Raw genomic sequence first — 12,982 nt, forward strand, 5'->3', positions numbered from 1 at the left:
TGGCGGGCATAAGCCCGAGAGAGCGCACGCAATTGGACAGCAACGACGGTTTGCATTTTCACGACGACGAACTGGCGCAGGCGCGACAGTTCAACAAGAAGCTGGGCTGGCTGCCGCGGTTTCGTATCCGCAATCGCTTCACGCCCCTTTTGATTCAGTCGCTGCTGCGCGCAGGTCAGCTCAACAGTGCGGCCAAGCTGGCCCGCCATGGCCTCCACGCTGAAACCACCACGGCACATGTCGACGGTCACCGGGTGCCGGTGCGGATCATCCGGCCCAAAGGCCCGGCCAAAGGCGTGGTGCTGGACATTCATGGCGGCGGCTGGGTGATCGGCAACGCGCAGATGAACGACGACCTCAACATGGCCATGGTGAGGGCCTGCGATGTGGCGGTGGTTTCGGTCGATTACCGGCTCGCCGGTTCTACGCCGGTGGAAGGGCTGATGGAGGATTGCCTGATCGCGGCGCGCTGGTTGCTGGGTGACGGTTGCCCGGAATTCGCCGGGCTGCCGGTGATCGTCGTCGGCGAATCCGCCGGCGGGCATCTGGCCGGGGCGACGCTGTTGCAGCTCAAGGCCTGGCCCGAGCTGTTCAAGCGGGTGTGCGGCGCCCTGCTCTATTACGGCGTTTACGACTTGACCGGCACGCCGAGCGTGCGCACAGCAGGCCCCGACACGCTGGTGCTGGACGGCCCTGGGATGGTCGACGCCCTGCGCATGCTGACGCCGGACATCAGCGATGCCCAGCGTCAGGCGCCGCCGCTGTCGCCGCTGTATGGCGATTTCACAGGCTTCCCGCCCGCGTTGATGTGGGTCGGTGAACTGGACCCGCTGCGCGATGACACCCTGCAACTGGCCGATCGCTGGGCGAAAACCGCCGGTGTCGAAGTGCATCTGTTGCCGGAAGCGCCCCATGGCTTCATCCATTTCCCCACCATGATGGCGGACCGCGTGCTGGAGCACAGCCGCGCCTGGATTCGCCAGCGCATTCAAACCGCAGCGGGTTGACCGGATAGGTTTTAGTGGGACCGGCTTCAGCCGGGAAGGCGCCGGCAGCCACACCGCATAATGATCGTCCCCACGCTCCGCGTGGGGATGCCGCCCGGGACGCTCCGCGCCCACCGCCTTGACACGGAGCGTTGGCGGATGCATTACCACGCGGAGCGTGGGAACGATCATGGTGTATTCACCGGCCTCTTCCCGGCTAAAGCCGGTCCCACTAAAAAGCGTCGCTTGCAGCGGTTGGGATTCCCGGTGGTGCCGGTCCCACTAAAAGCAACCCGATCGAACCCCTCGCGCGCTCCCGGGTCTGCTGATCTATCGCTTACCCGGAGAACCTTCGATGTCCCCGCATCACACCCTTGTCCTGCTCGCCCGGTCCGGTTACGCCGCCCGTGGCGTTCTGTACCTGATCATCGGTATTTTCGCCCTGCTGGCGGCCCGCGATTCATCACGGCCCAAAGACAGCCACAGCAGCCTCGAGGCCCTGTTCAGCCAGCCGTTCGGCCACTTTCTGGTCGGGCTGGTAGTCGCCGGCCTGCTGGCATTCGCCGCCTGGCGGGTGTTGCAAGCCACCCGCGATGTTGACCATCACGGCACCGAACTCAAGGGTCTGGTCATTCGCGGCGGGTTGCTCGCGGGCGGGCTGGTCAACGGTGCGCTGGCGTTCTTTGCCCTGGGCCTGCTGATCGACGGCCTGCGCAGTTCCGGGGGCTCCGGCGGCGGTCAGACCGAAGACCTGCTCGCCTCTCTGCTGTCATGGAAATACTCGAACCTGGTGGTGTACCTCGTCGCGCTGGTGCCGTTCGGCGTCGGCGTCGCGCATTTCTTCAAGGGCTGGAAAGCCTCGTTCGAAAAGTATTTCGAGGCGGACGAAGAGGTCATGAAATACGTGACCCCGGTGTCCCGCTTCGGCTTGATCGCGCGCGGGGTGGCGTTCGTTGAAATAAGCGTGCTGCTGGCCATCAGCGGTTCGAGCTATCAGGCGATGCACCCGCCCGGGCTGAAAGATGCGCTCAACGCGCTGCAAAACCTGCCGGCCGGTGGCGTGGTGCTGATGGTCATGGCGCTGGGTCTGATCGCGTTTTCGGTGTACAGCTTTGCCGAAGCCGCCTGGCGGCGGATCAACATGGACGTGCCCGGAATGGCCCACGCCTGAGTCTCAGTTCAATGCGCCCTGTTCAGGGCGCTGCTGGCGAACCGGCAGTTCGATGCGAAAGGTGGTGCCAACCCCTTCCAGGCTACGCACGCTGATCGTACCGCGATGCTTTTGCACAATCCCGTAGGACAACGACAACCCCAGCCCCGTCCCCTGGCCCACCGGTTTGGTGGTGAAGAACGGGTCGAAAATCTTCGGCAGCACCTCCGGCGCAATGCCGGTCCCGGTGTCGCTGATCTCCAGCCACACGCTGTCCCCCTGCACGCCGTTGCGCAGCGTAATGGTGCCGCGCTCCGGGCCGATGGCCTGGGCGGCATTCACCACCAGATTCATGATCACCTGATTAAGCTGCGCCGGCAGGCATTCGATGTCCGGCAATGGCACATAGTGCTTGACGATGTCGGCCTTGTACTTGACCGCGTTGGCAGCGATGTTCAGCGTCGAATCAATACCGCGTTGCAGGCTCGCCCACTGCCACTGAGGGTTGGTGTCGGCCCGGGAGAACTCTCTGAGGTCCTTGATGATTTGCGCAGCGCGGGCCACGCCGTCCCGGGATTCCTGAATCAGCAACGGGACTTCCGCCTCGATGAAGGCCAGGTCCAGACGCGTTTTCACGCCTTCCAGCACCTCAAGACATTCAGGCGACCCCAACTGATGCTCGGCGGCTTTGTAGGCCTCGAGCACTTCCTGGATCTTGCCGAAATAGACCGCCAGCGTGCCCAGGTTCGATGAGATGAAACCAATGGGGTTGTTGATCTCGTGGGCGATGCCGGCGGCCATCTGCCCCAGCGAGGCCAGCTTTTCAGCGCCGATCAACTGGCTTTCCAGCTGCTTGCGCTCGTCGATCTCGACCTGTAACGCGTGGCTCGCCTGCTTGAATGCCCGGGTGCGCTCCTCGACGCGGCGCTCCAGGCTTTCGTTGGCGGCCTGCAGGTCCTCGTTGACCCGGTTGATCACCTGATAACTGTGCAACAGCCATCGGCCCAGCAGCACCAGCAGGCAGACGGAAATGATCGAGAATATCTGCAGGAGCAACATGATCAATCGAGCGCCTCGTCGCGTGGACTCATGCCTAAGTGTCGGCCCGTCGAGCGCGAAGTTGAGGCCCTGATTTATTGCTCAGACGCCGCGAAGAGTGGCCATATCTCAACTAACCTTGCGGCATCCAGCCGTCCGTTTCGATCAAGATGGCGACGACGAGAGGCTCAACCATGCAAGCCCCAGCCAGTGTTTCGGTGCAGCAACGCCCCACCGTTTTGTTGGTGGACGATGAAGAGTCGATTCTGAACAGCCTGCGTCGCCTGCTTCGCGAGCAACCCTACGACGTGTTGCTGGCCACCAGTGGCGAACAGGCCCTGGCGATCATGGCCGAACAACCGGTCGACCTGATCGTCAGCGACGCGCGCATGCCGGGCATGGACGGCGCGGCGCTGCTGGCGCGGGTCTACAGCCTGTACCCGGACACCACGCGCGTCCTGCTGACCGGTTACGTCGACCTCGAAACCATCGTCAAAGCCATCAACCAGGGTCATGTGCATCGCTACATCGCCAAACCCTGGACCGACGAAGAACTGGTGCTGACCCTGCGCCAGTCCCTGGCGTTCCAGTTTTCCGAGCGTGAAAGACAGCGCCTCGAGCAGCTCACCCAGCGGCAGAACGACGAGCTGAAAAGCCTCAACGCCACACTCGAAAAACGCGTGCTGGCGCGCACCGCCGAGTTGCAGCAGACCGCCGACATGCTCGACCTGGCCTACGAAGAGCTCAAGCACAGCTACGCCACCGGTACCGAAGTGTTTTCGATGCTGGTCAATCAGCGCCTGCCCGCGGACAAGCAGACCAACCGCGAGGTCATCGACCTGATCAATGCGTGCAGCAACCACCTCAATCTGGACGAGTCCACGCGCCGCGACCTGTGCATGGCCGCCGCGCTGTACAACATCGGCAAACTGGGCTGGAGCGACGCGTTGATCAACATCCCGTCGGACCTGGTCAGCCACGCCGACCGTGACACCTGGCGCAGTTACCCGCGGCAGAGCGAATCGTTGCTGATGACCCTCGAACCGATTCAGGACGCCGCCAGCCTGATTCTGCACCATCAGGAGCGCTGGGATGGCAGCGGCTTTCCGGCGCATCTCAAGGGTGAAGCAATCCCCTACGGCGCACGGCTGCTCAAGCTGGCCGTGGACTTCATCGAACTGCAGCGCGGGCTGATTCTGGAACGGCACCTGAGCAGCGGCGAGGCCTTGCTGTTCATTCGCCGCTACGCCGGCAAGCTTTACGACCCCGGCCTGATCGAGGACTTCGCCAACGCCTGCGCGGCGTACCTGGACGATGCCGTGCTCAACGACCCAGCCGTCAAGGCCGTGACCACCCGCGAACTGGTGCCGGGGATGATTCTGGTGCGCAACCTGAACGCCGACAACGGCATGCTGCTGCTGAACGCGGGCAAGGTGGTCAACGCCGCGCTGATCGAAAAGCTGGCGGCTTTCGAAGCCATTGACAACAAGGCCCACTACAGCATTTTTGTGCGTCTGCCCGAGCATGTTCCCGGTTCAGAACCGCCGAAAACCCACTGGACTCAGGTCGGGTGATCTGCCGGTACGGATCACCGCGTCAAAGCCCGCGGCGGGTCTGAAATGAAGATGTCGACTGACCCACCGCGTTCGCGGGCAAGCGCGCTCCTACAGGGGATCTCGGCAACGCACGTAATCGTCGGCGCACACAAAATCAAGGAGCCGGCTTGCTGGCGAACGCGGGGGGTCTGAAACGAAGATGTCGACTGACCCACCGCGTTCGCGGGCAAGCGCGCTCCTACAGGGGATCTCGGCAACGCACGTAATCGTCGGCGCACACACAATCTGTAGGAGCCCGCAGCAAGCCGGCTACGAAGAGCAGCGTGTTCGTCCAGTCCGTTCCACCACAGATGCCATGCACCGAGGGGACTGGCGATGGAACACGATTGTAGGACCGGCTTTAGCCGGGAAGGCGTCGGCGGTCACACTGCAGAATTGAGGGTGAATGCACTGGCCTCTTCCCGGCTGAAGCCGGTCCCACTAAAAACATCGCGTGTACCCAGTGAGACTGGCGGCGACGCCGAATTGTGGGACCGGCGTTAGCCGGGATCACTTCAGTGCTTCATGTTCAGCTGCGATTAAGTATGCGGGCGCTAGGTTAAGGGAGCGGCCATGAAAGAGCGTGACCCCGCTCTTTGTAAACGCAGGCCTTTACGAACACATTCGCGAAATCCCGATAGGTGGACTACCTTGAAATGTACACACCCATTGGAAGCAGAGGATAATTGCTGCGTGGATCATTACATATTAATGGTGGGCGTAGTGTTGTTTCCGACATAGACGGTGTTGAATCCGACCAAACTTGAATAAACACCTTACTGAACAGATGCTGTCTGCCATCGAAATAACAGCGACCCCAGTGTTGATAAACAGGCTGAAATATGAACCCGCACGAACAATTGTCACAACGAGCTGGTACGCCCGAGATCATTGACCCTGACAGCAAACCTGCAAGACAGAATACCTACACTCCACAGACATTATTTTCATATTTGAGCGACTAACCTGCGATTCAATGATCCGCCAGAACATGTTTAATCGACGCTCCTGATCGGTATATCCGGCGAAGATCACACTGCTGACCCACCACACGTACTTAATAAAAAACTGACGATCCGGGCATCACTCTGCTTGCGGTTCGCATTGCCAAACATCGGACTTCACGGGGACGTTCAAACTATGAATGAGGCTTTTCTTCCTTTCTCGCGACCGAGCCTCGGCGATGAAGAAGTGGCGGCGGTTACCCGCGTCCTGCGCTCCGGCTGGATTACCACGGGCCCCGAATGTCAGCAGCTCGAAGCGCAGTTCGCCGAACGGGTCGGTGCCCTGCACGCGGTGGCGGTTTCCTCCGCGACAGGCGCCATGCACATCGCTTTGCTCGCGTTGGGGGTCGGCCCCGGTGATGAAGTGATCACGCCCTCGCAGACCTGGGTCTCGACGGCCAACATGATCTGCCTGCTGGGGGCAACGCCGGTGTTTGTCGACGTCGACCGCGACACACTGATGACCGACGCCGATTTGATCGAACAGGCCATCACCCCGCGCACCAAAGCCATTGTTCCGGTGCATTACGCCGGCGCCGCTTGCGACCTCGACCCGATTTACGCGCTGGCCGACCGCCACGGCATCGCTGTCATCGAGGACGCCGCCCACGCGGCAGGCACGGGCTACAAGGGCCAGCCGGTGGGCAGCCGCGGCACGGCGATCTTTTCCTTCCATGCGATCAAGAACATGACCTGCGCAGAAGGCGCGATGTTCGTCACCGATGACGCGAAACTGGCTGACCGGGTGCGCCAGCTGAAATTCCACGGCCTTGGCGTCGATGCCTACGACCGCCTGACCCTGGGCCGCAAACCCCAGGCTGAAGTCATCGAACCCGGCTTCAAGTACAACCTGGCGGACATCAACGCCAGCATCGCCCTTGTGCAATTGCACCGGCTCGATCACATCAACGAGCAACGCCGCCGGCTGGCCAGCCACTACCTGGACCGACTGGCAGACAGCCCGGTCATGCCGCTGGCGCAGCCCGCCTACCCGCAACAGCACGCCTGGCACCTGTTCATTTTGCGCATCGACCCCGAGCGCTGCGGTCTGGACCGCGACGGGTTCATGAAGGCGCTGCAAGAGCACCGCATCGGCACCGGCATTCACTTCATCGCTACGCACCTGCACCGCTATTACCGCCAGCGCTTCCCGGCCGTGCACCTGCCGAACACCGAATGGAATTCGGCACGGCTGTGCTCGATTCCGCTGTTCCCGGACATGACCCGCGACGATGTCGAGCGGGTGGTCCGCGCCATTGAGTCCATCGTCGGAGCGCGCCGTTGAAAGCCTATCCCGTCCGTTGTGTGTCCATCGTCATCCCGGTCTACAACGAGGAACAAAGCTTGCCCGAACTGCTGCGCCGCACGGAGGCCGCCTGCGCCCTGCTCGGCCATGCCTTCGAAATCGTGCTGGTCGACGATGGCAGCCGCGACGCCTCCGCCGATCTGCTTCAAGAGGCTGCCGAGCGACAAGGCAGCAATGTGGTGGCGGTCATTCTCAACCGCAATTACGGCCAGCACGCGGCGATCATGGCCGGTTTCGAGCAGTGCAAGGGCGACGTGGTGATCACCCTGGACGCCGACCTGCAGAACCCGCCCGAAGAAATCCCGCGTCTGGTGCGCCTTGCCGAACAGGGTTACGACGTAGTCGGCACGGTGCGCAATCACCGGCAGGATTCCGCCTGGCGGCGCTGGCCGTCGAAGCTGATCAATCTCGCCGTGCAGCGCTCCACCGGCGTGGCGATGAACGACTACGGCTGCATGCTGCGCGCGTACCGGCGCACCATCGTCGACGCCATGCTCGCCTGCCGGGAACGCAGCACCTTCATCCCGATTCTGGCCAACAGCTTCGCCCGGCACACCACGGAAATCCTGGTCGAGCACGCCGAGCGCGAGCACGGCGATTCCAAGTACAGCCCCATGCGCCTGATCAACCTGATGTTCGACCTGATCACCTGCATGACCACCACGCCCCTGCGGCTGCTGAGCATCGTCGGTGTCGGCATGGCGGTCCTGGGTGTGCTGTTTGCCCTGGCGCTGGTGGTCCTGCGCCTGATCTTCGGCGCGCCGTGGGCCGGGCACGGCACCTTCGTCCTGTTTGCGGTGCTGTTCGTCTTCACCGGCGGGCAGTTCATCGGCATGGGCCTGCTCGGCGAATACCTCGGCCGCATGTACAGCGACGTGCGCGCACGGCCGCGTTTCTTCATTGAAAAGGTCGTGCGCGGATCTCCCGTGGTTGCGCTCGACGCCCCCCATTCTTCTGCCCCCGCTTACGCCAACAAGGTTGCGCCATGAACAAGAAAGCTGTCGTTTTTGCTTACCACGATATTGGCTGCGTTGGCCTGCAGGCCCTGCTCGACGCCGGGTATGAGATTGCTGCGGTGTTCACCCACGCCGACGACCCGAAGGAAAAAACCTTCTTCGGCTCGGTGGCCCAGCTGTGCGCTCGCCACGAGATTCCCGTGCATGCGCCGGAAGACCCCAATCACCCGCTGTGGCTTGAGCGCATCGCCCGGCTCGAACCCGATTTCATCTTCTCGTTCTACTACCGCCAGTTGCTCAGCGAACCGCTGCTGGCCTGTGCCAAAGACGGCGCGTTTAACCTGCACGGTTCGCTGCTGCCCAAATACCGCGGCCGGGCGCCGGCCAACTGGGTGCTGGTGAACGGCGAAAGCGAAACCGGCGTGACCTTGCACCAGATGGTCAAGCGCGCCGACGCAGGGCCGATCGTGGCGCAACAGCGGATCTCCATCAGTCCGACTGAAACGGCCCTGACCCTGCACGGCAAGTTGCGTGAAGCCGCTGCGGACCTGCTCTCGGAAACCCTGCCGTTGCTCGCTCAAGGTAAATTGTCGGGGACAACCCAGGATGAATCCGCCGCCACCTATTACGGCCGGCGCACCGCTGCCGACGGTTTGATCGACTGGTCGCTGCCGGCAACCCGGCTGGGCAATCTGGTGCGGGCAGTCACCCAGCCCTACCCCGGCGCTTTCTGCCCGGTGGGTGAGCACAAACTGATTGTCTGGGCCGCGCGTTCAGAGGCCGGCAACAGCGGCGAGGCGCCCGGCACCGTGCTCGGTTGCGAGCCGTTGCGCATTGCCTGCGGCGAAGGCTCCCTGGTGATCAGCGCCGGCCAGCGTGGCGACGACGGTCTGTACCTCAGCGGCGCGCAACTGGCCCGCGAGTTTGGTCTGGTGGAGGGTTCGCGCTTGCAGGGCATGGACCTGCGACGCTCGGTCCGACGCACCCGCGTGCTGATCCTCGGCGTCAATGGCTTCATCGGCAATCACCTGTCGGAACGTTTGCTGCAGGATGACCGTTACGAAATCTATGGCATGGACATCGGTTCGGACGCCATCGAACGGCTGCGCGCCAGACCGAATTTCCACTTCATCGAAGGCGACATCAGCATCCACTCCGAGTGGATCGAGTACCACATCAAGAAGTGCGACGTGGTGCTGCCGCTGGTGGCCATCGCCACGCCCATCGAATACACGCGCAACCCGCTGCGGGTCTTCGAACTCGACTTCGAAGAAAACCTGAAAATCGTCCGCTACTGCGTCAAGTACAACAAGCGCGTGATCTTCCCGTCGACCTCGGAGGTGTATGGCATGTGCCAGGACGCCAGCTTTAACGAGGACACCTCGAATCTGGTGGTCGGGCCGATCAACAAGCAGCGCTGGATCTACTCGGTGTCCAAGCAGTTGCTGGACCGGGTGATCTGGGCCTACGGGCAGAAGGGTTTGCAGTTCACCCTGTTCCGTCCGTTCAACTGGATGGGGCCACGGCTTGACCGGCTGGACTCTGCGCGCATCGGCAGCTCCCGCGCCATTACCCAGCTGATTCTGCATCTGGTGGAAGGCACGCCGATCCGGCTGGTGGACGGCGGCGCGCAGAAGCGCTGCTTCACCGACGTCGTCGATGGCATCGAAGCGCTGGCGCGGATCATCGAAAACAAGGGCGGCCAGTGCAACGGCCAGATCATCAACATCGGCAACCCCGACAACGAAGCCAGCATTCGCCAACTGGGTACCGAGTTGCTGCGCCAGTTCGAGGCCCACCCGCTGCGCAATAACTTCCCGCCCTTCGCCGGTTTCCGTGAAGTCGAGAGCCAGTCGTTCTATGGCAAGGGTTATCAGGACGTCAGCCACCGCAAGCCGAGCATCGACAACGCCAAACGGCTGATCGGCTGGACGCCGACCATCGAACTGAGCGAAACCATCGGCAAGACCCTGGACTTCTTCCTCCGCGAAGCCATGGCCGAGAAGGCCGAAGTGACCGTTACCCCCGGCGCACGCGGCTGATGAAGGCCGGGTTGCGCATCGACGTCGACACCTGGCGCGGCACCCGCGACGGCGTGCCGCGCTTGCTGGACCTGCTCGACGAAGCCCAGGTCAAGGCGACATTCTTCTTCAGCGTCGGCCCTGACAATATGGGGCGACATCTGTGGCGTCTGGCGCGGCCGCAGTTCCTCTGGAAAATGCTGCGTTCGCGGGCGGCCAGTCTGTACGGCTGGGACATCCTGCTGGCGGGCACCGCGTGGCCGGGCAAACCCATTGGCCGCGACCTCGGGCCGCTGATGCGCCGGGCCCGGGACGCCGGTCATGAAGTCGGCTTGCACGCCTGGGATCACCACGCCTGGCAGGCCCATGCCGGGCGCTGGAGCGAGGCCGAGCTGAGCGATCAGATCCAGCGCGGCGTTGACGTTCTCAGCGACATTCTCGGCCACCCGGTGACCTGCTCCGCCGCCGCCGGCTGGCGCGCCGATGAACGCGTGGTGCAGGCGAAAGAGGCATTTGGTTTCCGCTACAACAGCGACTGCCGGGGCATGTCGATATTCCGGCCGGTGCTGGCCGACCGCGCGTTGGGCACGCCGCAGATTCCGGTGGACCTGCCGACCTACGACGAACTGGTGTCGCCACAGCTCGACGCACAGTCTTTCAACGACGACATACTTCGGCGTTTCGCGGCCTGGAAGCTGAACGTCTACACCGTTCACGCCGAGGTCGAAGGCATCGTCATGGCCCCGGCTTTTCGTGCGCTATTGAGTGAGGCGAAAACCCGAAGCATTGAGTTTCAGCCCCTTGGCGCGCTGCTGCCGGATTCGCTGGATCAGCTGCCTTCGGGCCATCTGGTGCGTGGCGCATTGCGCGGTCGCGAAGGCTGGTTGGGGGTGCAGCGATGATCAAAGCCGAACACCGCAACATCGCACTGTTGGTGCTGGCCTTCGTCCTGTTCTATCTGCTGCCGCTGGGGTCCCACGGGTTGTGGATTCCCGATGAGACCCGCTACGCGCAGATCAGTCAGGAAATGCTGCACAGCGGTCACTGGGCCGCACCACACTTCATGGGCCTGCGTTATTTCGAGAAACCCGCTGCGGGCTACTGGCTGATTGCCGTGGGGCAAGCCATCTTGGGTGAAAACCTGTTTGGCGTGCGCATCGTCTCAGCGCTGAGCACCGGTCTAAGCGTGATGCTCGCTTACTGGCTCGCCGCGCGGATGTGGAACGATCCGCGCAAGAGCTTCGCCAGTGCGCTGCTGTTCATGAGCTTCGCGTTTATCGCCGGGCAAGCCGGTTACGCCAACCTCGATCCTCAGTTCACCCTGTGGGCCAACCTGACGCTGGTGGGGTTCTGGTGTGCTGTCCACAGCAGCGGGCGTGCTCGACTGGGTGCCTGGGCGCTGATCGGCCTGGCCTGCGGCATCGGCTTCATGACCAAGGGATTTCTGGCCTGGGCGCTGCCGGTGATGGTCACCCTGCCCTACATGCTCTGGCAGCGGCGCCTCGGCGAACTGCTGCGCTACGGGCCGCTGGCGGTGCTGATTGCCATCCTTGTGAGCCTGCCGTGGGTGCTCGCGGTGCATGGGCAGGAACCCGACTTTTGGCGGTTTTTCTTCTGGCACGAGCACATCCGTCGCTTTGCCGGGACCGATGCCCAGCACGCCGAACCCTGGTGGTTTTACCTGCCGCTGCTGGTGGTGTCCTGCCTGCCGTGGGCCGCCTTGCTGCCGGTCACGTTCCGCCAGGCCTGGCAGCGCAAGCGTCGCCCTGAAACCGGCTTTCTCCTGATCTGGCTGCTGCTGCCGCTGGCGTTTCTCAGCCTCAGCAACGGCAAGCTGCCGACCTACATTCTGCCGTGCCTGCTGCCGTTGGCGCTGTTGATGGCCGATGCGCTGATCGAACGCCTCAAGCAAGGTCAGCTCACTGCCTTGCGCATCAACGGGTGGCTGAACGCTACCGCCGGGTTGATCGGGCTGTTGGCGCTGGTGTACCTGCAACTCAAACAGCCGGTGTACGAACACGAGCCGCTGAACCTGCTGCTGGCGATCATCGTGCTGACAGGCTGGTGTGCGAGCAATGCGCTGCAAGGCATTCGCCCCTGGAAGTATTGGGCCGCACCGGCACTGGGCAGCTGGTTGCTGGTCGCGCTGTTGCCCGCGGCCCTTCCCTATGACGTCGTGCACAACAAGACACCCGACCAGTTTGTGCTTGCCCATCAGGCGCAACTGGCGGCGAGCACGCACCTGTTGAGCAATGATCTGGGCGCTGCGTCGGCCCTGGCCTGGCGCCTGAACAGAACCGACGTGTCGTTTTTCAACACCTGGAACGAGCTGGAATATGGCCTGGCCTATCCCGACGCGACAGGACGCGAAGTGACCCTGAAAAGGATCAACACCTGGATGACTAAAGCCCGGAGCGAGGGCCAGGTCGGGGTGGTCATGCGCGGCAGAACCGACGAGGAACTGCGCGAACTTGAACTGCTGCCCAAGGACGCCGAGCGCTACGACGAAGGCAATCTGATCATCCTCATTTACGCGAAGTCAGCGCCATGACCTGGCTGCTGCTGTTGGCCACCTGCGGGCTGACCTGCCTGGGCCAGGTCGCGCAGAAGTGCGCAGTGGAGCGTTGGCGCGGCACCTTTCCCGGCGTGCGCGCCGCGGCGCGCTCGTTTTGGTTGTGGCTGGCGGTGGGTTGTCTGGGATTGGGCCTCATCAGCTGGTTGCTGGTGTTGCAGCGACTGGACGTCGGCATCGCCTACCCGATGCTGGGCCTGAACGTGGTGCTGATCACCCTGGCCGGCCGTTTTGTTTTCAAGGAATCCACCGACGCCGTCCATTGGTTGGGCGTCGCGTTGATTCTGGCTGGCGTCGTTTTGTTGGGGCGTCAGGCATGAGCCGCTCAAACATTTGCCAGTCGGGCAGGAGACG

The 12,982-nt window shown here is 62.8% G+C and carries 9 protein-coding genes and 1 pseudogene; 9 read left to right on the top strand and 1 reads right to left on the bottom strand.

Features of this window, described 5'->3' with window-relative positions:
• Window positions 1-32: 32 nt before the first annotated feature.
• A complete protein-coding gene (locus OKW98_RS17435; RefSeq protein WP_265385895.1) occupies window positions 33-1,007 on the top strand; it encodes an alpha/beta hydrolase in 975 nt (324 codons plus the stop codon).
• Between the two features lie 334 nt (window positions 1,008-1,341).
• Window positions 1,342-2,157 carry a DUF1206 domain-containing protein gene (locus tag OKW98_RS17440; protein ID WP_265385896.1) on the top strand — a complete coding sequence of 272 codons (816 nt, stop codon included), beginning with the start codon at window positions 1,342-1,344 and terminating at the stop codon, window positions 2,155-2,157.
• A 3-nt stretch (window positions 2,158-2,160) separates the two neighbouring features.
• Here the strand turns inward: OKW98_RS17440 and OKW98_RS17445 are convergent.
• Window positions 2,161-3,069 (bottom strand): annotated as a pseudogene (locus OKW98_RS17445) (ATP-binding protein); the annotation flags it as partial.
• 299 nt (window positions 3,070-3,368) lie between these two features.
• On the opposite strand from OKW98_RS17445, the gene OKW98_RS17450 reads away from it, so the two are divergent.
• The 7 genes from OKW98_RS17450 (at window position 3,369) to arnE (ending at window position 12,948) form a co-directional block, all read left to right on the top strand.
• Window positions 3,369-4,748, top strand: a complete 1,380-nt coding sequence (locus tag OKW98_RS17450; RefSeq protein WP_265385897.1) for an HD domain-containing phosphohydrolase — start codon at window positions 3,369-3,371, stop codon at window positions 4,746-4,748.
• Between the two features lie 1,161 nt (window positions 4,749-5,909).
• Window positions 5,910-7,058: a UDP-4-amino-4-deoxy-L-arabinose aminotransferase gene (gene arnB, locus OKW98_RS17455; protein ID WP_265385898.1), complete on the top strand. Its 1,149-nt coding sequence runs from the start codon at window positions 5,910-5,912 to the stop codon at window positions 7,056-7,058.
• Window positions 7,055-8,068, top strand: a complete 1,014-nt coding sequence (gene arnC, locus OKW98_RS17460; protein WP_265385899.1) for an undecaprenyl-phosphate 4-deoxy-4-formamido-L-arabinose transferase — start codon at window positions 7,055-7,057, stop codon at window positions 8,066-8,068. Before arnB ends, arnC begins: the two co-directional genes overlap by 4 nt.
• Window positions 8,065-10,077 (top strand): bifunctional UDP-4-amino-4-deoxy-L-arabinose formyltransferase/UDP-glucuronic acid oxidase ArnA, encoded by a 2,013-nt coding sequence (gene arnA / locus OKW98_RS17465; RefSeq protein WP_265385900.1) that lies wholly within the window; start codon window positions 8,065-8,067, stop codon window positions 10,075-10,077. Before arnC ends, arnA begins: the two co-directional genes overlap by 4 nt.
• Window positions 10,077-10,958 carry a 4-deoxy-4-formamido-L-arabinose-phosphoundecaprenol deformylase gene (gene arnD / locus OKW98_RS17470; protein WP_265385901.1) on the top strand — a complete coding sequence of 294 codons (882 nt, stop codon included), beginning with the start codon at window positions 10,077-10,079 and terminating at the stop codon, window positions 10,956-10,958. The genes arnA and arnD overlap by 1 nt, the downstream gene beginning before the upstream one ends.
• Window positions 10,955-12,607 carry a lipid IV(A) 4-amino-4-deoxy-L-arabinosyltransferase gene (gene arnT, locus OKW98_RS17475; RefSeq protein ID WP_265385902.1) on the top strand — a complete coding sequence of 551 codons (1,653 nt, stop codon included), beginning with the start codon at window positions 10,955-10,957 and terminating at the stop codon, window positions 12,605-12,607. The genes arnD and arnT overlap by 4 nt, the downstream gene beginning before the upstream one ends.
• Window positions 12,604-12,948: a 4-amino-4-deoxy-L-arabinose-phosphoundecaprenol flippase subunit ArnE gene (gene arnE, locus OKW98_RS17480; protein ID WP_265385903.1), complete on the top strand. Its 345-nt coding sequence runs from the start codon at window positions 12,604-12,606 to the stop codon at window positions 12,946-12,948. The genes arnT and arnE overlap by 4 nt, the downstream gene beginning before the upstream one ends.
• Window positions 12,949-12,982: the final 34 nt, after the last annotated feature.

The sequence above is a fragment of the Pseudomonas sp. KU26590 genome, from assembly GCF_026153515.1.
Lineage (GTDB): Bacteria > Pseudomonadota > Gammaproteobacteria > Pseudomonadales > Pseudomonadaceae > Aquipseudomonas.